This is a genomic window from uncultured Sphingomonas sp., from assembly GCF_964244265.1.
GTDB lineage: Bacteria > Pseudomonadota > Alphaproteobacteria > Sphingomonadales > Sphingomonadaceae > Sphingomonas.
On sequence record NZ_CAXTHV010000044.1, the window covers coordinates 1 to 19260 of the forward strand.

Here is a 19260-nt window from a genome sequence, read left to right on the forward strand (position 1 = left end):
TCCTCGCCGGCGACGATGAAGAAGGCGAGGATCGGGATCACCGCGCCGTTCATCGTCATGCTGACCGACATCTGGTCGAGCGGGATGCCGTCGAACAGGATCTTCATGTCCTCGATGCTGTCGATCGCCACGCCGGCCTTGCCGACGTCGCCCGTCACGCGCGGATGGTCGCTGTCGTAGCCGCGATGCGTCGCTAGGTCGAACGCAACCGACAGCCCCTTCTGCCCCGCCGCCAGGTTGCGATGATAGAAAGCGTTGGAAGCTTCCGCGGTGGAGAAACCGGCATATTGCCGGATCGTCCATGGCCGTCCCGCGTACATCGACGCGCGTACCCCGCGGGTAAACGGCGCAAAGCCGGGCAGGCCGAGATCGGTCGCGGCGTCCGCGGCGGTGTAGAGCGGCTTGACCGCAATCCCCTCCGGCGTGTGCCAGGTGAGGTCCTTGCCCTTGACCTCCTTGGCGGCAGCGGCGGACCATCGGTCGAGCGTGGGCTCCAAGACTGTGCCTGCTTCCTTGTCGACATTTGGTTCGATGGTGCTCATCGGTCTTCGTCCTGTGCCGTACTCCGGACGCGCAAGATGCGTATTGCGTCCTCGTCGATGCGATAATGAATTATGTACTGGATATCGGGGATGGACAGCAGCCTGACATAACCATTCCGCCCCCAGCCGTCCCTGCCAGGGAAACCTGCTCAGGCTACCTGCCCAAGCTTCAATCCGAAGCTCGACGCGCTCCGCATAGCCAACGTTGCGATCAGCCAGGACATCCCGATCGCCTCCCTGCGCTATATATCCACGCCATCAATGCGTCTCCCCCGGGGTCTCCATGATCTCGGTCAGCACGCCCCCCATGTCCTTGGGGTGGACGAAGAAGATCGGCGTGCCGTGCGCGCCGATGCGCGGTTCGCCGAGCACGCGGCGGCCACGCTCCTCGAACCAGGCCTTGGCCGCCAGGATGTCGGGCACCTCATAGCAGACATGATGCTGGCCGCCGCCTGGATTGGCCCTCAAGTAACCGGCGATCGGCGAACTGTCGTCATAGGGCTCGATCAGCTCGATCTGGGTGTTGGGGGTGTCGACGAAGCACACCTTCACGCCCTGCGCGGGCAGGTCGAACGGGGCGCCGATCGCAGTCGCCCCCATGACGTCGCGATAGAAATCGATCGACCCGGCAATCGACGGCGTCGCGACGCCGACATGGTTGAGGCGGCCAAGCTTCATTTGGTCGGCTTGGGGGTCGGCGCGGCGACGGGGACGGCGCCCAGCGTATACCCGCACGCCGCCAGCACGCCGGTCACCGGCTGCGCATTCGATGGCCCGGCGAAGGTCGCGTCGACGGCCACGCCGGCGGCGGTGGTGGTGTGCAGCGCGATCGTCTTGCCCTTGGCAATCGCGGTGGTCAGCGTGGTCACCGCCACCTCGCCGCGTTCATACGCGCCCTTTTCGACGAATTCCCAATTGTCGATCATCGCCATGCCGCCGTCGACCGTCAGCGAGACCGGGCGGTCGGGCGGGCCGCCCAGCGGCACCTTGCTGAACAGCTGGACCGACACGACCTTCGCCGCGCCGGCATCGCAGCGCACGATCAGCCGCGCATTGCCGTCGGCGGACGTCACGCCGGTCAGCGTCGAGGTGATCGTCGGATCGGCGCTGGGCCGGGTGGTGACGGTCCATGGCGGGGGCGCGGCGGGAGTTGTAGCGGCGGCAGCGGCCTGAAGCAGGAAAAGGAGCGGGATCATGGACGGGCCTTTCGTAGAAGAGGGGCAAAGTATGCTGCATACCTACCGCGGCAACAATCGAGATCAGCTCACAACGGGATGTTGTCATGCTTCTTCCACGGATTCTCGAGGCTCTTGTGCTTGAGCTTGCGCAACCCCAGCGCGATCCGCCGGCGGGTCGAATGCGGCTGGATCACCTCGTCGATAAAGCCCTTTGACGCCGCGACGAACGGGTTGGCGAAGCGCGCCTCATATTCTGCGGTCTTTTCGGCGATGCCCTCCTCGTTCAGCCCGCGGAAGATGATCTCGACCGCGCCCTTGGCGCCCATCACCGCGATCTCGGCGGTCGGCCAGGCATAATTGAAGTCGCCGCGCAGATGCTTGGACGCCATCACGTCATAGGCGCCGCCATAGGCCTTGCGCGTGATGACAGTGATCTTGGGCACGGTCGCTTCGGCATAGGCGAACAGCAGCTTGGCGCCGTGCTTGATGATGCCGTTATGCTCCTGGGCGGTGCCGGGCAGGAAGCCGGGGACGTCGACGAAGGTGACGATCGGTATCTCGAACGCGTCGCAGAAGCGGACGAACCGCGCCGCCTTCTTGGACGAGTTGATGTCGAGCACGCCCGCCAGCACCATCGGCTGGTTGGCGACGATGCCGATCGTCTTGCCCTCGATCCGGCCGAAGCCGGTCAGGATGTTGCCGGCATGCCTGGGCTGCACCTCGAAGAAATCGCCTTCGTCGACGGTCTTCCGGATCAGTTCGTGCATGTCGTACGGCTGGTTGGCGCTGGCCGGGATCAGCGTGTCGAGGCTGTGGTCGATCCGGTCCCACGGATCGTCGGTCGGGCGCTGGGGAACGCCGTCGCGGTTCGATCCGGGCAGGAAGTCGATCAGGTCGCGCGCCGCCAGCAGCACCTCGATATCGTCGTCGAACGCATTGTCGGCGACGCTGGTCTTGGTCGTATGGGTGACGGCGCCGCCCAGCGCCTCCTGCGTCACGACCTCGTTGGTCACGGTCTTGACCACGTCGGGGCCGGTGACGAACATGTAGCTCGAATCCTTCACCATGAAGATGAAGTCGGTCATCGCCGGCGAATAGACCGCGCCGCCCGCGCAGGGGCCCATGATGAGGCTGAGCTGCGGCACCACGCCCGATGCCATGACATTGCGCTGGAACACCTCGGCATAGCCGCCCAGGCTGGCGACGCCCTCCTGAATGCGGGCGCCCCCCGAATCGTTCAGGCCGATGACCGGCGCGCCGACCTTCATCGCCATGTCCATGATCTTGCAGATCTTCTGTGCGTGGCGTTCGGACAGCGATCCGCCGAACACGGTGAAGTCCTGGCTGAACACGAATACCAGCCGGCCGTTGATCGTGCCCGATCCGGTGACCACGCCGTCGCCGGGAAAAACCTGGTCCTGCATCCCGAAATCGACGCAATTATGCTCGACGAACATGTCGAGCTCCTCGAAGCTGCCCTCGTCGAGCAGCACGTCGAGCCGCTCGCGCGCGGTCAGCTTGCCCTTGGCATGTTGAGCGGCGATGCGCTTTTCACCGCCGCCCAGGCGGGCAGCGGCGCGGCGACGGTCGAGTTCGGCGATGGTTGACGACATGCAAGGACCCCGTTCACGGACCGGGCCTCTTTCCCCGGACATGCGCCGAGCGCAACCGTAATTATGCGGCGGACCCGGGACGGGTCGAGCGCAACGGCCGCGGTGGCCGCGGCCACCGCCGCTGGTAGGCATATCGCCCGTTTTGCTTGCAAGGGCTGGCGCGGGGCCTATCGACTCCGGCGATTAACCATGCCGGAGTCGCCGATGCGCCTGATCCTTGCCGTCGCCCTGTCCGCCGCCGTCGCCGCCCCGGCACCGGCGGCGCCGCTGCACAATTATGCCGGCCTGGCGCTGTCGCCGGCGGGCGATCGTCTCGCCAGCGTCGAATCGGTCGACGAGCCCGGCAAGCCGGCCCATGGCAGGATCGTCGTGCGGTCGGTCAGGGACGGGCGCATCCTGGCGACGATCGATCCGTGCGCGGCGTGCAGCTATTCGGGGCTGACCTTCGGTCCCGGCGGCGCGATCGCCTTTCTCCAGCGCGATCGCGCGGCGGGCACGGTCGCGCTGGAAATGGCCGACGGCAAGGCGACGCGCGCGATCGCCACGATCAAGGGCATTGCCCAGACCCCGCGCTTCTCGCCCGACGGCAAGCGCATCGCCCTGCTCGTCACGATCGGCGCCGCCAAGGAAGCGGGCGCGGCGCAGCCTGGCGTGCGGCTGGTCGGAGAGATCGGCAGGACCAGCGACGAACAGCGGATCGCGGTGTTCGACCTCGCGGCCAGGCCCGCGACGGAGGTCACCCCCGTCTCGCCAGCGGACCGCTATGTCTACGAATATGCGTGGACGCCCGACAGCAGCAGCTTCGTCGCGACCACCGCGCTTGGCAATGGCGACGACAATTGGTGGGTGGCGACGCTCGACGCGATCGATGCGACGACCGGCGCGGTCCGCTCGATCGTGCGGCCGGCGACGCAGGTCAACTTCCCGCGCGTCTCGCCCGACGGCAGGACGGTCGCCTATATCGGCGGGCTGATGAGCGATTTCGGCTCGGTCGGCGGCGACGTGTGGACGGTGCCGCTGGCCGGCGGGACGCCGCGCAACATGACCGCCGGCGACGATGCGACGGTCACCTCGCTGGACTGGACGCGCGGAGGGCTGCGCAATACCCGGCTGAAGGGCGCCAATGCGCAGGTCGCGGCGGTCGCGGCCAAGGGAACCAGCGTGCTGTGGGAGCAACCCGCCGGCTTTGCGGCCGGCGACGGACGCGTTGCGTTCAGCGCCGACGGGTCGGTCGCCGCGACGATCGTCTCGGATTTCGAGCATGCCCCGGCGATCTATGCCGGGCCCACCGCCGCGCCACGAAAGCTGACCACCGACAATGACGCCGTCGCCCCGTCGGTGTCGGCGCGCAGCATCACCTGGACCAGCGACGGGTACAAGGTCCAGGGCTGGCTGATCGGCCCGCGCACCCCGCCTGCGGGCAAGGCGCCGATGATCGTCAACGTCCATGGCGGGCCCGCCGCCGCCTCCACTCCGCGCTTCGTGACCGAGGCCAGCGCCGACGCCGAACTGGTCCGTGCCGGCTATTACGTCTTCTATCCCAATCCGCGCGGCAGCTATGGCCAGGGCGAGAAGTTCACCGCCGCCAACCGCCGCGATTTCGGCGGCGGCGACCTGCGCGACATCCTGAGCGGCATCGACGCGGTCGAGAAGGTCGCGGCCGTAGACGACAACCGGCTGGGGCTGACCGGCGGCAGTTATGGCGGGTTCATGGCGATGTGGGCGAACACCCAGACCAACCGGTTCAAGGCGATCATCGCCGGCGCCGGCCTGTCCAACTGGATCAGCTATTACGGCACCAACGGCATCGACCAGTGGATGCTGCCCTATTTCGGCAAGTCGGCTTATGACGATCCCGACGCGTACGAGCGGGTATCGGCGATTACCTTCATCAAGAAGGCGAAGACACCGACGCTGATCATCGTCGGCGAACGCGACATCGAAGTGCCGCCGACACAGTCGATCGAATATTGGCACGCGCTGAAGGAACTCGGCGTGCCGACCACGCTGATGATCTATCCCGACGAAGGCCACGGCATCCGCCAGCCCGCCAATGTCCGCGATTCGCGGACGCGGTCGATGGCGTGGTGGGCCAAGTATCTTGGGGCGAGATGAAGCGAGCGGCGCATCCCCCCGAGAACCGGGCATCGGTTGCCGCAACGCGACAAAGTGCGACATAAAAGTGGTGGACGCCGGCTGGTCCGCTGGCCATCTGGTCGGCATGTTGCGATCGCGCGTCACCATGCTGCTGGTCGCCGTGCTGCCGCTTCAGGCCTGCGCGGTCGGGCCCGATTATCGCGCGGCGTCGCCCGCCCTGCTCGGGGTCCCGGCGGGTTATGCGAGCGTTGGGGCGCGGGGTACGCTGCCGGACATCGCGACCTGGTGGACGGCTTTGGGCGATCCAGAACTCGACGCGATCGTCGATCGTGCACGCGCCGGCAATCTAGATATCGCGCAGGCGGTCGCCCGGCTCAAACAGGCGCGCGAAGGGCTGGTCCAGGCGCGTGCCGCGCTGCTGCCGACGATCAGCGGCTCGGCCGGGTATAGCCGCACCCTGCTCGACGGGTTCGGCGATCGCGACAATTTCTCGATCGGCGCGGATGCCAGCTACCAGGCCGATCTGTTCGGCGGCACGCGGCGCGGGATCGAGGCGGCGCGTGCCGGCGAGCAGGCATCGGGGTTCGACCTCGCCACCGTCCAGACCTCGGTCGCCGCCGAAGCCGCGCGCAACTACATCCTCGTGCGGCAGTATCAGGCGAGCCTGGGCATCGCGCGCGACAGTCTGCGTATCCAGGACGACAATCTGGAGATCGCCGGTTTCCGGGTTCAGGCCGGCCTGGTCTCCAGCCTCGACCAGGAACAGGCGCGGTCGCAACGCGCGCAGACCGCCGCCACCATCCCGTCGCTCGAGCAGAGTTATGCCGCCGCGGTCAATCGGCTGGGCGTGCTGACCGGCCAGGCGCCCGCCGCGCTGAAGGCCGAGTTGGAGGCGACGAAGCCGATCCCCGCCGGCCCCGAAATGGTGCCCGTGGGCATTCCCGCCGATGTGCTGCGCCGTCGGCCGGACGTTCGCAGCGCCGAACGCACGCTCGCCGCATCGACCGCGCAGATCGGCGTCGCCAGGGCGGCGCTTTACCCTGCGCTGGCGATCACCGGCAATATCGGCACGTCGGCGGCATCCCTGGGCAGCATCGCCAACGTCATCACCGGCGGGCTGTTTGCCGGGCTGTCGCAATTGCTGTTCGACGGCGGCCGAACGCGCAGCCGGGTGCGCGCGCAGGAGGCGGCCGCCGAGGGCGCGCTGGCGGCGTATAAATCGACCGTGCTGCTCGCGCTGGAGGATGTCGAGAATGCGCTGTCCTCGCTCCAAGCGGCGAAGGACCGGCAGCGCGAGTTCATCGTCGCGCAGGATGCCGCCAACGCCGCCGCGATCCTGGCGCGCAGCCAGTATCGCGCCGGACTGACCGACATCACCACGCTGAACAACAGCGAAACCGCGTTATTGTCGGCCCGCAACGGGCTAAGCAACGCACGCGCCGACCGGGCGCAGGCGCTGGTCGCGTTGTACCTCGCGCTCGGCGGCGGCTGGGACCCCGCCGCCGCGCCGCAACCCCCGCAGGACTGACGCATGGCCAGCAGCAATCAAGCCGAACTCGACGACTTTCTCGGCGGTCGTCCGCCGTCGCGGACGCGGCGCTACGTCACCTGGGCGGCGATCGCGATCGGCGTTGTCGTGCTCATATTGCTGCTGATGCGGATCTTCGGCGGCACCGCGCCGGCCGGCTATGCCAGCGAGCCGGCGGCGCGCGGCGACCTCACCGTCACCGTTTCGGCGACAGGCAAGCTGGCACCTACCAACCAGGTCGATGTCGGTTCCGAACTGTCGGGGCTGGTGACCAGGGTGGTGGTCGACGTCAACGACCGCGTTACCAAGGGCCAGCCGCTGGCGCTGATCGATCCCAGCCGCTTCCAGGATACGGTCAACCAGTCGCAGGCCGCGCTGAACGCCAACATCGCCCAGGTTTCGCAGGCGCAGGCGACATTGGCGCAATCGTCGGCGACGCTGGCGCGCTATCAGGAGGTCAGCCGCCTGTCGGGCGGGCGCGTGCCGGCCAAGACCGAGCTGGAACAGGCGATCGCCGATCGTGATCGCGCCGTCGCCAATTTGCGTTCGGCACAAGCAAACGTCGTCTCGGCGCGGGCGACGTTGTCGTCCAACTCGACGCAGCTGACCAAGACGATCATCCGCTCCCCGGTCAACGGCGTGGTGCTGGCGCGCCAGATCGAGCCTGGCGCGACCGTCGCCGCCAGCTTCAACACGCCGACCTTGTTCGTCATTGCCGAGGATTTGTCGGCGATGAAGCTGGAGGTCGCGATCGACGAGGCCGATGTCGGCACGGTCAAGACCGGCCAGCGCGCCACGTTCACCGTCGACGCCTTTCCCGGCAAGACCTTTCCCGCGACGATCACGCGGGTCGACCTGGGATCGAACCTGTCGGCGCAATCCTCCACCACCACGACGACCACGACCGCGCAGGTGGTGTCGTACGGCGCGACATTGTCGGTCGCCAATACCGACCTCAACCTTCGTCCCGGCATGACCGCGACCGCCGACATCGTCACCAGCGAACGCAAGAAGGTGCTGATGGTGCCCAATGCCGCGCTGCGCTTTCGCCCTGCCGATGCCGGCGCGCCGGCGGCGGCGGCGAGCGGATCGGGCGGCTTTGCCAGCGCGCTGACGCCGCGCCGCCTCGGCCGCCAGAGCGGGACCGGCGGCAATGCCGCGCCGATCGAGCGCGGATCGAAACAGGCGGTCTATGTCAAGCAGGCCGACGCCACGCTCAAGCGGATCAGCGTCACGACCGGCGAGACCAACGGCAGCATGACCGAAATCACCGGCGGCGACCTGAAGCCCGGGATGGAGGTCGTCACCGGCCAGCTGTCGGCGACCGCGACCGGATCGGGCGCGCGGCGGCGCACAACGGGTGCCGCGGGCGGCGGATCGGGCGGGCAGCGCGGTGGCCAGTAGGGCGCCCGACCCGCTGATCCGGCTGCGCGGCGTCACCAAGGTCTATGGCGCCGGCGCGACCGCGTTCCAGGCGCTGAAGGGCGTCGACATGGACATTGCGGCGGGCGATTTCGTCGCCGTCATGGGCCCGTCGGGATCGGGCAAGTCGACGACGATGAACATCCTGGGGTGTCTCGACGTGCCGTCGGCCGGCGAGTTCACCTTCAAGGGCGTGCATATCGAAACGCTTGACCGCGATCAGCGTGCGCTGCTCCGCCGCAAATATCTCGGCTTCGTGTTCCAGGGATTCAATCTGCTCGCGCGGACCTCGGCGCTGGAGAATGTCGAGCTGCCCTTGCTCTATCGCGGCGATGCCAAGGACCAGAGGCGGGCCCAGGCGCTCGCTGCGCTCGACAAGGTCGGGCTGAAGGAATGGTGGAACCATACCCCCGCCGAATTGTCGGGCGGCCAGCAGCAGCGCGTGGCGATCGCCCGCGCCATCGCGACGCAACCCGACGTGCTGCTCGCCGACGAGCCGACCGGCAATCTCGACAGCGAACGCTCGGTCGAGATCATGGAACTGCTCACCGACCTCAACCGCAATGCCGGCATCACCGTGCTGATGGTCACCCACGAAGCCGAGATGGCGGCATTCGCGCGGACCGTCGTCCACTTCAAGGACGGGCTGGTCGAACGTATCGAGGCCAGGCACCGCCAGGGCGAGGCGGTCCCGTGATCGTGCGACGCCGATGATAGGCACCACCTTCATCCTCGCCTTGCGGTCGATCCGGCGGCACCTGCTGCGCTCGTTCCTGACCGTGCTCGGCATCGTCATCGGCGTGGCGGCGGTGGTGACGATGGTCACGCTGGGCGAGGCGACCACGGCGGCGGTGCAGAAATCGATCGCGAGCCTGGGCACCAACGTGCTCCAGGTACGCCCCGGCCAGGGCTTCGGGCGCGGCGGCGGTGGACCCCGCCCGGCCGATTTCAAGCGCGAGGACGTGATTGCGATCCAGAACCAGATCGCCGGGGTAACCGCGGTTGCCCCCCAGGCGACATCGGCCGGCACCGCGATCTACGAAGGCGCCAATTGGTCGACGACGATCACCGGCACCACCGGCAGCTATTTCCAGGTCCAGCCCTGGCCGCTGGCGCAGGGACGCAGCTTTTCCGCGCAGGAGGAAGCGGCGGGCAAGCTGGTCTGCATGATCGGCAACACCGTCTATACCAACCTCTATCACGGCGGCGCCGCGATCGGCACCAGGATGCGGATCGGCGGCCTGTCGTGCGACGTGATCGCGGTGCTGACGACGCGCGGCCAGGGCGGGTTCGGCGACCAGGACGACGTCGTCCTGATGCCGGTCAAGGCGGTGCAGCGGCGCTTTACCGGATCGACCGACGTCCGCCTGATCCTGGTCGGGGTGGACCAGGATTATGCGACCGCGCAGGTTCAGGCGTCGATCTCCGGCCTGCTGCGCGAACGCCGCCATATCGAGACGGGCAAGGACGACGATTTCAACATCTTCGATACCAAGCAGATTTCGGACACGCTGAGCAGCACGACGACATTGTTGACCAACATCGTGACGGCGGTGGCCGGGATCAGCCTGGTGGTCGGCGGGATCGGCATCATGAACATCATGCTGGTATCGGTGACCGAGCGCACGCGGGAGATCGGCATCCGCCTGGCGATCGGCGCGGTCGCCAACGAGGTGCTGCTGCAATTCCTGGTCGAGGCGGTCGTGCTGTCGTGCATCGGCGGGCTGATCGGGCTGGTGCTGGGGCAGATCGTGATCGCCGGCCTGTCCTATGCCGGCGGGCTGCCGTGGCTGTTCGACGTCCGGATCAACGTCATCTCGTTCCTGATCTCGGCGCTGATCGGCGTGGTCTTCGGCTATTTTCCCGCGCGCCGCGCCGCCGCGCTGAACCCGATCGACGCGCTCAGGCACGAATAGCTTTTACTTGGCGGGCTCCCACGGCAGGATCGCGCGATGGGGGTGATTGAGGGGCTGCTGTTTCCGCGCGTGCGGGCAAAGCGCGATCGGCTGGCGCGCGCGGTCGCGGGCAAGACGATCGTCGTCACCGGCGCCAGCCACGGCATCGGCGAGCAGGTCGCGCGGCAATTGGGCATGGCCGGCGCGCATGTCGTGCTGGTGGCGCGCAGCATCGAGCAGCTGGCTGCGGTGGCGGCGGCGATCGTTGCCGATGGCGGCCGGGTGACGGTCATGCCCTGCGACCTGACGGACCAGGCACAGCTCGACGCGCTGATCGCCGGCCTGCTCGTGCTGCCGGGCGGGGTCGACGTGTTGGTCAGCAATGCCGGCAAGTCGATCTGCCGCCCCCTGCTCGCCTCGCTCGACCGGCCCCAGGACGTAGCGCGGACGATGGCGCTCAACTTCACCGCGCCGGTCCGGCTGGTACTCGCGCTGACGCCGATGCTGCGCGCGCGGGGCGGGCAGGTGGCAAGCGTGTCGGCGGCCAACGTGCTGCTCGCGCCGGCCCCTTATTGGGGGGCGTACCAGGCGTCGAAGGCGGCATTCGACCAGTGGCTCCGCGCCGCCGCACCGGAATTGCGCGCGGTCGGGATCGCGGTCGGCACGCTCTATCTGCCGCTGGTGCGCACGCGGATGATCGCGCCGACCGCCGCCTATGACCGAATGCCCGCGATGACCGCCGAGCAGGCCGCGCTGCGCGTCTGCCGGATGATCGCCACGCGGCGCCCGCGCTGGACGCCGTGGTGGCTGGGCGCGGGCGAGCTCGCCTCGCTGCTGCTGCGCAGGCCCTGGGAGGCGGCAATGGTCCGCTGGGCACGGCGGCGGTCGTGAAGGCGCGGCGCGGCGTGGGGCTCGTCGCGGTGGCGGCCCGGCTCGCCAGGCTCGGGCTGCTGACGCCCGCGAATATCGTGCAGCTGGCGGCGGCGGTGGCGCGCGACGGCGGCAACCTGGCCGCGTTGCTTACGATAGCCGCCGCGCGTGACGGCGATCGGCTGGCGATCGTCGATCCCGTCGAGCGGCTGACCTATCGCGCGCTCGCCGGCCAGGTCCAGGCATTGGCGGCGACGCTGCGGCGCGACCATGCGATCGGGCCGGGGAGCAACGTCGCTTTGTCCTGCCGCAATAGCGCGGCCGGCGCGCGGATGCTGTTCGCCATCGCCAGAACCGGCGCGAACCTGTTCCTGCTCGATCCCGATGCGGGCGATCGCCAGCGCCGTGCACTCGACGCGCGATACCGCTTCGACCTGGTCCTGGACGACGCGGACAGCATGGCCGGTGCCGCTTGTCCGCCGTCGGCGCGATTGCCCCGCGCTAGGGGCGGCGCGATCGTGGTGCTGACCGGGGGCACCACCAGCGAGGGACGCGCGGCGCGGCGGCGCCAGGCGGCGGCGGGCTTCGTCCACCCGTTCGTCGCGCTGGTCGGCACGCTTCACCTCGACCGCTATGACCGCGTGCTGCTCGCGACGCCGATGTTCCACGGCTTCGGGCTTGCCGCGCTGGTCGTCGGCACGGTCCTGGGCAAGACGATCCACCTGATGCCGCGGTTCGATGCCGCCGCCGCCTGTGCCCTTGTCGCGCGCGAGCGGATCGCGGCGATGGCGGTGGTGCCGGTCATGCTGCGGCGGATGCTGGTGCATGATGCCGACGCGCTTGCGACGCTGCGCTGCATCGCTTGCGGGGGGGCGCCGCTCGGCGCGGTGCTGGCGCAGGCGACGCGCGATCGGCTGGGGGAGGTGCTGTTCAACCTGTACGGCACGTCCGAGGCGGGATTGTGCGCCGTTGCAACGCCCGCGCAGCTGGCCGCGGCGCCGGACACGATCGGCACCCTTATCGGCGGCGCATGCGCGGTCATCCGCGACGATGCCGGCGTGGTGCCCGCAGGCGTGGTCGGGCGGCTGTGCGTCCGCAACGTCGCCGCGGTCGATCCGCGCGCCTGGATCGACACCGGCGACCTCGCGCGGCGCGGCGATGACGGGCTGTTCTATCTGGCGGGGCGCAGCGACGAGATGATCGTGTCGGGCGGCGAGAACGTCTACCCGGTCGTCCTGGAGGGCATATTGGAGCGCCACCCCTCGGTCCGCGCGGCGGCGGTGATCGGCGTCGCCGATGCCGAGTTCGGTCAACGGCTGAAGGCGTTCGTCGTGCTCGATCCCGGCAGCGCGACCACCGGCGCCGGGCTGTCGACATGGCTGGTTCCACTGGTCGCCCGGCATGAGCGGCCGGTGGCGATCGTGACGGTCGACGACCTGCCGCTGACCGCCATCGGCAAGGTCGACAAGCGGGCGCTGGCGGTGCCGCCGGGGGGCAGCGCGCCGGTGCCCGTGCCGCCAAGGACGGACAAGGCCTGACTGCCTGCGGTTCGCTTCATCGGCCGTGGCCGAACTTCTCCTGGAGGTAGCGGAGTTCCTCCTCGGTATCGACGTCGACCAGTTCGTCGGCATTGGTGACGACGTGGCGGCCGGCCGCGATCATCCCGCGCGCGCCCGTATCGCCGGTCAGCGTCTGCAGCGCATCGAACCTTCCCGCCCCGAACAGCACCGGCGGCTTGGGTTCGACGCCATCGCTCGACGCCACCACGCCCATCTCGCCACGCTCGGCATCGAACAGGCGATAGATGTGCGCGGCGGTCACGCGGGGCATGTCGGCCAGGGCGATCAGCGCTGCCTCGATCCCCGCGCCGCGCGCCGCCTCCACCCCGATCGCCACCGACCGCGACAGGCCGAGATCGGGATCGTCGTTATGCACCACCTGATAGCCGCGCTTGGCATAGTCGATCGGGCCGCCGTCATATACCGCGATGCGCCGGGCGAACGGTATCGCCTCCAGCGCGGTGACGACGTGCAGGCCCAAAGGCTGGCCGAGGAACGGTTCGCACAATTTGTCCGACAGGCCGAAACGCGCCGACTTGCCCGCGGCCAGCAGGATCAACGCGGTATTTTCAGGGGCGATCATGCAGGGCTCCTATCATCGCGGCGGCAATCGACAGCGCGATCTCGGCCGGGCCGATCGCGCCGATGTCGATCCCCGCCGGCGCGTCTATCCGGTCAAGGGCGCTGTCCGCAATGCCCGACAACGCCAGTCGCTCCCGCCGCGCGGCGTGGCTGCGGCGCGAACCGAGCGCGGCAACGTATCCGGTGGGCGCCGCCAGCGCCGCGATCAATGCGGGATCGTCGATCTTGGTATCGTGGCTGAGCGTGACGACGGCGGTCGCGGCATCGGGCTGCAACGCGGCGACCGCCTCGTCGGGCCAGCGATCGTCCAGCGTCACGCCGGGGAAGCGTTCCTCGGTCAGGAATCGGGCGCGGGGATCGATCACCGTAGTCGCGATGCCCATCGTCCTCGCGATCCCGACCAGCGCCTGCGCGATCTGCACCGCGCCGACGATCAGCAACCGGGCGGGCGGGGTATAGCGGTTGACGAACGCCGCGCCCTCCACCGGGCGGAGGCTCGACTGGCCAGTGTCGAGATCGGTGATGACGTCCAGCCGCCTGCCCGCGCCGCGCGCGTCGGCGATGCGGTCGAACAATTCGGGGTCGAAGCCGTCGGCGGCGACCGGCTGGACCAGCACCGAAATCTCGCCGCCGCATGGCAGCCCGACTTCCCAGGCCGCGGCATCGGCGACGCCGTAATGCTTCAACCGGAACGGTGCGCCGGCGATCACCTCGGCGGCGGTTGCCAATATGTCGCTTTCGACGCAGCCGCCCGACACCGATCCCTCGAACCGCCCGTCCCGGTGGACCAGCATGTGACTGCCGCGCGGGCGCGGCGCCGATCCCCAGGTCGAGACGACGGTGGCGAGCGCCATCGGCGCGCCGCGCCACGCCACGGCGGCGGCCAGGACCGAATCGTTATCCGCCATGACGGCTCCCAATCTCCCCAATACGGAGGTATCGCGCCGGAAGACGCCTGGCTGACTTTCCGCGACGCACAGGCGCGGTCATTGGCAGGCATCGGAGGAGCAATGTGGGTTTTCAAGATAAAACGTGCCCCGATGCTTGCGACGATGCTCGCAATCGTCGCGCTGGCGCCGCAGGCCATGGCGGGGCAGAAGGACGCGATGGCATCCTCGCTGGACCCGCCGATCGTGATCGGCCATCGCGGCGCATCGGGCGAGCGCCCCGAACATACGCTGGCCAGCTATGACCTGGCGATCGACGAGGGGGCCGATTTCATCGAGCCCGATCTGGTGCTGACCAGCGACAATGTGTTCATCGCCCGGCATGAGAACGACATTACCGGCACCACCGACGTCGCCGACCGTCCCGAATTCGCCGCGCGCAAGGCGACCAGGGTGATCGACGGCGAGACGCATGTCGGCTGGTTCACCGAGGATTTCACGCTCGCCGAGCTGAAGACGTTGCGCGCGAAGGAACGCCTGCCGCAATTGCGCCCGGCCAATACCGCCTATGACGGCAAGTTCCAAATTCCGACGCTGGCCGAGGTGATCGGGCTGGCCAAGCGGCGGTCGCGGGAGACCGGGCGGACCATCGGCCTCTATCCCGAAACCAAGCACCCCGGCTATTTCGCCTCGATCGGCAAGCCGATGGAGCGCCGGCTGGTCGCCGAGCTGAAGGCGGCGGGATGGGATTCGGCCGGCGCGCCGGTGTTCATCCAGAGCTTCGAGATCGGCAACCTCAAGCTCCTCCACGCGCTGACCAGGATACGGCTGATCCAGCTGATGGACGGGCGCGGCGGCCCCGCCGACCAGCCGTCGCTGCGCTATGCGGCGATGATCGCCCCCGCCGGGTTGCGGACGGTGGCGGCCTATGCCTGGGGGATCGGAGTCGACAAGGACATGGTCGATCGCGGCGGGGGCGCCCCGACCAGCCTGGTCGCCGACGCGCACGCGGCGGGATTGCGCGTCCACGTCTGGACCTTCCGCGCCGAGAATTACTTCCTGCCGCCATCGCTCAGGATCGGCGCCGATCCGGCGGCGCGCGGCAATGTCGGCGAGGCGATCCGGCGGCAGCTGGCGCTCGGCATCGATGGTTTCTTCACCGATTTCCCGTTATTGGGGGCACAGGCGCGCGATGCCTATCGCGGGCGGGGAAGATAGCGCGGGGTGATGATGCGTAAGACAGGTCTGGTGGCGCTGGGCGTGATCGCGCTGGCAAGCAGCGGGTGCGTGCGCACCGTGATGGGGGTGGTGACGGCGCCGGTCCGCGTGGCGGGCAAGGCGGTCGACTGGACGACGACCAGCCAGTCCGAAGCGGACCGCAATTACGGTCGCAAGATGCGCAAGCAGGAAGCGCGTGAGGGCGGTGACCGACGCAAGGCGGCAAAGCAATGTCGCAAGGATCCCTCGGCCTGCGGCCCCTATGACGGTTATCGCGCCGGCGCGGAGAATTAAGCGGCTGTTTGAAACGCGCTAAGGGCGCGTTTTGCGGGCCGGCACCGCATCGAAACTCGCTCTTTCGCGAGTTTCCAACGAACCATAAGAGCCGCGCAGTCGAGCCGAACGGGCGCCGAGGTGGACCGGCGCCGCCGCTATCGCCCCGCCAGCACGTCGGCGATTGCGCGCAGCGTCGCCGGCTTCATCTGCACGCCCATGTGGCTCGACCGGATCTCGATCGCGCGGCACTGGTCGTCGCGACAGAGCAGGCCGTTGACCAGGCCGTCGCTGGCGCTCCAGATCGCGGTGGTCGGAACCGGCGGCGGGGCGGCGGCCTCGGCGCTGCGCGCGATCACCGCGGGGCTGTCGATCCGCTCCCCCGACAGCCATTCGAACGCGCGCCAGACATTGGTCGCGCGCGGATCGCCGGCATAGGGCGCGCTGACCGTGATCACCTCGCGCACCAGGTCGGGCGCGCGATGCGCCACCAGCCGCGCCATGATCCCGCCCAGGCTGACGCCGACCAGCGTCACCGGTCCGGCGCGGCCGTGAAGGTCGCGGACGCGTTCGATCAGCCGCTCGGCCTCTGCCCCCACTGCGCGCACGCCCAGGTTGCGGCCCAGTCCCCAGCCCTCCGCGCGATAGCCCAGCGCGGCCAGATAGCGCCGCAGGACGACGCTGGATCGATCCGAATTGCCCAGCCCCGGCAGCACCATCACCGGCCGGCCGTCGCCGCGCGGCGCCTTCATCAGTCCCGGCCACGCCCCCGGGATGCTCGCGATCGTCCAGGCCAGCCGCGGCACTTCCGCTGCCCAGCGCACCGGCGAGGGGGGACCTAGAACCACCCTGTCACTCCCACGGGGAACGGCGTCCACGCACCGACGCGGACCCCGGCGGCGGCCAGCGCACGGCCGGTCCAGGCATTGCAGGTGTTGATCGCGCTGTAGCGGCCCCGGCCGTCATAGAACACGTCGTTGCGCGCATAGCCCGGCGCCACCACGCCTCGGGCGCCTCGGCTGGCGCGGATGAACGCGGCCAGCCGGCGATACTGGCCGGGGGTCAGCATGATCGCGCGTTCGTCGTCACCGGCGGTGGGTTCGCGGATATGCTCGACATGGAGCACCGTGCGGCTGCTCCCGACGGCGGCGCGCAGCACCGTCCAGGGCCGCACGTCGGCCCAGGTCGGCGTCTCGACGTAGAAGGCGCGCTCGCCCCAGCCGACCGCGATCCAGTCGAGCGCGCCGTACCGCGGATCCGCAAGGTCGCCGCCGGGAAATGCCGCGCGCCAGTCGATTCCGGCGGCGTTGGCGGGCAATATCAGCCCGGTATGCACGCCATTGTCCTCGACGTAAATCCGTACGCCCACCCTCTCTCCCCGCCACCCCATGTTGACCGGGATGATCGCGCCGACCATGCCCGCGGCGGCATAGCCGGTCGCGAGCACCGCCAGCCAGACCGTCGCCGTCCTGGCCGCTCGTGCAAGGAGTTCGCGCATTCCGGGGATCATGATAGATTGTTGCGATGGATACCAGCGCGCTCACCGACTACGCGTGATCACCGTCGGCACGCAGGACTATGCGCGGGCAAAGGCCTAGATATGCGGATGGTCTGCATCCAGACTCCGTTTGGACACGCGCATAAGAGCGAGTTTCGAGGCGGTGCCAGCGGGCCGGCACCGTACCAAACGTACTCTTCAGCACGTTTCCAACCATGCACCTAGCTATCCAGCGCCCAGCCGTCGCGGCCCTGCTGGTCGGGCGGCCCGTCCGGCACATGACGCCGCGCGCCCGCGTCCAGCTTGAGGATCGTCCACTCGCCGCGCCGGTCCATCGCGGCAAGCGTGCATCCGCAGGCGGCATAGGCGTCGACTAACTCGGCGCGTTGCGTCTCCAGCAGGCCGGCCAGCACGATCACTGCCCGGGGGGCAGCGATCGCGGCGAGCTCGGGCGCCATCGCGATCAACGGGCCGGCCAGTACGTTGGCGATGATCAGGTCATAGGGCGCCGCAGCCGTGATTGCGCCATCGAGCGCGCCGTCGGCGACCATCAGCGCGATGTCCCCAACCCGGTTTAGCTCGGCATTCTCGCGCGTCACCCCGATCGCACGGGGATCGATGTCGGTGGCGACGATCCGCGCCCCCCGCCACAGATGCCGCGCCGCAAAGGCGAGCAGTCCGGTGCCGGTGCCGACGTCGATCACGTTCGTGAATGCCCGGTCGGCCATGCCGTCGAGCATCGCCAGGCATCCGGAGGTCGTCGCATGATGGCCGGTGCCGAACGCCTGGCCGGCATCGATCAGAAAGGCGCGGCCGCCGGGCGGGGCGGTGAGGGGATGCGCCGAGGTGTGGACGACGAAGCGGCCCTCGCGGATCGGCTCCAGCCCGGCCTGGCTCAGCGTCACCCAATCGGCATCGTCGATCCGTTCGAGGATTTCGGGCGCGGCATGCGCGCTTGGCACCAGGGCGCGCAGCGCGGCAATATCGTCACGGCCGGGCTCTGCGTCGAAATAGGCGTCGAGCTGCCACGCGTCGCGGTCGTCCCGGACCTGCTCGGTGGTCATCAATACCGCGTCGATCGCGACCTCGACGGTGTCGATCGCCTCCGCCTCGGCGCGGGTGCAGGGCAAGCTGACCTTCCAGCTGGACCCGTCGTTACCGGACATAGCTCGCGCCGTTCACGTCGATCACCGCGCCGGTCATCGACGGCGGCGCCGACAATGCCAGATAGGCGATGGCATTGGCCACCTCGCCCGGCTCGGCGACGCGGCCCAGGGGGATGTCGGCGAGCAGCTGGTCGCCGCCTCGGCTCGCCAGATAGTCCTCGGCCATCCCGGTCATGGTAAAGCCGGGGCACACCGCGAACGCCAGGATGCCCGCGCTCGCATAGCCACGCGCGATCGTCTTGGTCATCGCCACCATGCCGGCCTTGGACGCGGCATAATGCCAATGGTCGCGGCTGTCGCCGCGATAGGCGGCGCGGCTGGCGACATTGACGATGCGGCCCGGCGCACCGCGTTCCCGCCAGTGACACACTGCCAGCCGGCACAAAGCGGCGCTGGCCGTCAGGTTGATCCGCATCGTCCGCTCCCAATCGGCCAGCCACGATGCATCGTCCCGATCGATCGAATTCGCCTCGAACACGCCGGCATTGTTGACCAGCACGTCGATCGTGCCGAGCTTGGCCAGTGCGCGGTCCCACAGCGTCCGCGGTCCGGCCGGATCGGCAAAGTCGGCGGCGACGCCGCTGGCGGTGCCGTGGCCGGCCAGCCGTACGCCGCTTTCCCGCATCAGCGTGGCGGCGACCGCCGCGCCGATGCCCCGGCTGCTGCCGGTCAGGAGGATGTTGGTCATGGCGCCTCCTACCGGCAGGCGCCGCGTCAAGTCGAGGGGGCGACGCCGGATCAGACGGCGGCGATTGCCGAGAAGTCGTCGGCCGCGCCGGCCAGTTCGCCCAGCCGCTCGTCGACCTCGACCACGTCGCGCGCCAGCGTCGCCAAATCGGTCGCGACCGCGTCGGTATCCTGGCGGATTCCAGCGATCGTATCGGACATGGAGTCGGCGGCGAGGGCGGTTTCGTCGACGGCGGCGGTGATGG

General features: G+C 68.9%; 19 protein-coding genes and 2 pseudogenes. 9 read left to right on the top strand and 12 right to left on the bottom strand.

Annotated features, from left to right (window positions below; all coding sequences use genetic code 11):
* From ACFE7K_RS14545 to ACFE7K_RS14565, 5 genes and pseudogenes are all read right to left on the bottom strand, one after another.
* The coding region (locus ACFE7K_RS14545; protein ID WP_375398922.1) for a methylmalonyl-CoA mutase family protein at positions 1–542 on the bottom strand (542 nt) is incomplete at its 3' end.
* Positions 539–646: pseudogene (locus tag ACFE7K_RS14550) on the bottom strand (hypothetical protein); the annotation flags it as partial. The gene ACFE7K_RS14545 and the pseudogene ACFE7K_RS14550, both read right to left, overlap by 4 nt.
* Positions 647–800: 154 nt before the next feature.
* Positions 801–1220, bottom strand: a complete 420-nt coding sequence (gene mce / locus ACFE7K_RS14555) for a methylmalonyl-CoA epimerase (RefSeq protein WP_375398923.1) — start codon at positions 1218–1220, stop codon at positions 801–803.
* Positions 1217–1738, bottom strand: a complete 522-nt coding sequence (locus tag ACFE7K_RS14560; protein WP_375398924.1) for a hypothetical protein — start codon at positions 1736–1738, stop codon at positions 1217–1219. Before ACFE7K_RS14560 ends, mce begins: the two co-directional genes overlap by 4 nt.
* A 68-nt stretch (positions 1739–1806) precedes the next feature.
* A complete protein-coding gene (locus ACFE7K_RS14565; protein ID WP_375398925.1) occupies positions 1807–3333 on the bottom strand; it encodes an acyl-CoA carboxylase subunit beta in 1527 nt (508 codons plus the stop codon).
* Positions 3334–3537: 204 nt separating this feature from the next.
* Between ACFE7K_RS14565 and ACFE7K_RS14570 the strand changes: the two genes are divergently transcribed.
* From ACFE7K_RS14570 to ACFE7K_RS14600, 7 genes are all read left to right on the top strand, one after another.
* Positions 3538–5448 carry a S9 family peptidase gene (locus tag ACFE7K_RS14570; RefSeq protein WP_375398926.1) on the top strand — a complete coding sequence of 637 codons (1911 nt, stop codon included), beginning with the start codon at positions 3538–3540 and terminating at the stop codon, positions 5446–5448.
* A 109-nt stretch (positions 5449–5557) separates the two neighbouring features.
* A complete protein-coding gene (locus ACFE7K_RS14575) occupies positions 5558–6958 on the top strand; it encodes an efflux transporter outer membrane subunit (protein WP_375398939.1) in 1401 nt (466 codons plus the stop codon).
* Between the two features lie 3 nt (positions 6959–6961).
* Positions 6962–8362 (top strand): efflux RND transporter periplasmic adaptor subunit, encoded by a 1401-nt coding sequence (locus ACFE7K_RS14580; protein ID WP_375398927.1) that lies wholly within the window; start codon positions 6962–6964, stop codon positions 8360–8362.
* Entirely contained in the window at positions 8352–9077 is a 726-nt protein-coding gene (locus tag ACFE7K_RS14585) for an ABC transporter ATP-binding protein (protein ID WP_375398928.1), read from the top strand. The genes ACFE7K_RS14580 and ACFE7K_RS14585 overlap by 11 nt, the downstream gene beginning before the upstream one ends.
* A 13-nt stretch (positions 9078–9090) precedes the next feature.
* Positions 9091–10296 carry an ABC transporter permease gene (locus tag ACFE7K_RS14590; protein ID WP_375398929.1) on the top strand — a complete coding sequence of 402 codons (1206 nt, stop codon included), beginning with the start codon at positions 9091–9093 and terminating at the stop codon, positions 10294–10296.
* A 42-nt stretch (positions 10297–10338) separates the two neighbouring features.
* A complete protein-coding gene (locus tag ACFE7K_RS14595) occupies positions 10339–11166 on the top strand; it encodes an SDR family NAD(P)-dependent oxidoreductase (RefSeq protein WP_375398930.1) in 828 nt (275 codons plus the stop codon).
* Complete coding sequence (locus tag ACFE7K_RS14600; protein ID WP_375398931.1) at positions 11163–12683, top strand: class I adenylate-forming enzyme family protein; 1521 nt, start codon at positions 11163–11165, stop codon at positions 12681–12683. The genes ACFE7K_RS14595 and ACFE7K_RS14600 overlap by 4 nt, the downstream gene beginning before the upstream one ends.
* Positions 12684–12699: 16 nt before the next feature.
* Here the strand turns inward: ACFE7K_RS14600 and ACFE7K_RS14605 are convergent, their stop codons facing one another.
* A complete protein-coding gene (locus ACFE7K_RS14605) occupies positions 12700–13287 on the bottom strand; it encodes a nucleotidyltransferase family protein (protein WP_375398932.1) in 588 nt (195 codons plus the stop codon).
* Positions 13274–14194 (bottom strand): XdhC family protein, encoded by a 921-nt coding sequence (locus ACFE7K_RS14610; RefSeq protein ID WP_375398933.1) that lies wholly within the window; start codon positions 14192–14194, stop codon positions 13274–13276. Before ACFE7K_RS14610 ends, ACFE7K_RS14605 begins: the two co-directional genes overlap by 14 nt.
* Before the next feature lie 144 nt (positions 14195–14338).
* Between ACFE7K_RS14610 and ACFE7K_RS14615 the strand changes: the two genes are divergently transcribed.
* Complete coding sequence (locus ACFE7K_RS14615; RefSeq protein ID WP_375398934.1) at positions 14339–15391, top strand: glycerophosphodiester phosphodiesterase; 1053 nt, start codon at positions 14339–14341, stop codon at positions 15389–15391.
* A 12-nt stretch (positions 15392–15403) separates the two neighbouring features.
* Complete coding sequence (locus ACFE7K_RS14620; protein WP_375398940.1) at positions 15404–15685, top strand: hypothetical protein; 282 nt, start codon at positions 15404–15406, stop codon at positions 15683–15685.
* A gap of 137 nt (positions 15686–15822) precedes the next feature.
* Here ACFE7K_RS14620 and ACFE7K_RS14625 read toward each other — a convergent pair whose 3' ends face one another.
* The 5 genes and pseudogenes from ACFE7K_RS14625 to ACFE7K_RS14645 all read right to left on the bottom strand — a co-directional run.
* Positions 15823–16512 (bottom strand): esterase/lipase family protein, encoded by a 690-nt coding sequence (locus ACFE7K_RS14625; protein ID WP_375398935.1) that lies wholly within the window; start codon positions 16510–16512, stop codon positions 15823–15825.
* Complete coding sequence (locus ACFE7K_RS14630) at positions 16503–17162, bottom strand: TIGR02117 family protein (RefSeq protein ID WP_375398936.1); 660 nt, start codon at positions 17160–17162, stop codon at positions 16503–16505. Before ACFE7K_RS14630 ends, ACFE7K_RS14625 begins: the two co-directional genes overlap by 10 nt.
* A gap of 221 nt (positions 17163–17383) precedes the next feature.
* Positions 17384–18328 carry a 50S ribosomal protein L11 methyltransferase gene (locus tag ACFE7K_RS14635; RefSeq protein ID WP_375398937.1) on the bottom strand — a complete coding sequence of 315 codons (945 nt, stop codon included), beginning with the start codon at positions 18326–18328 and terminating at the stop codon, positions 17384–17386.
* Positions 18318–19016: an SDR family NAD(P)-dependent oxidoreductase gene (locus ACFE7K_RS14640; RefSeq protein WP_375398938.1), complete on the bottom strand. Its 699-nt coding sequence runs from the start codon at positions 19014–19016 to the stop codon at positions 18318–18320. The genes ACFE7K_RS14635 and ACFE7K_RS14640 overlap by 11 nt, the downstream gene beginning before the upstream one ends.
* A 50-nt stretch (positions 19017–19066) precedes the next feature.
* A pseudogene (locus ACFE7K_RS14645) lies at positions 19067–19260 on the bottom strand (chemotaxis protein); the annotation flags it as partial.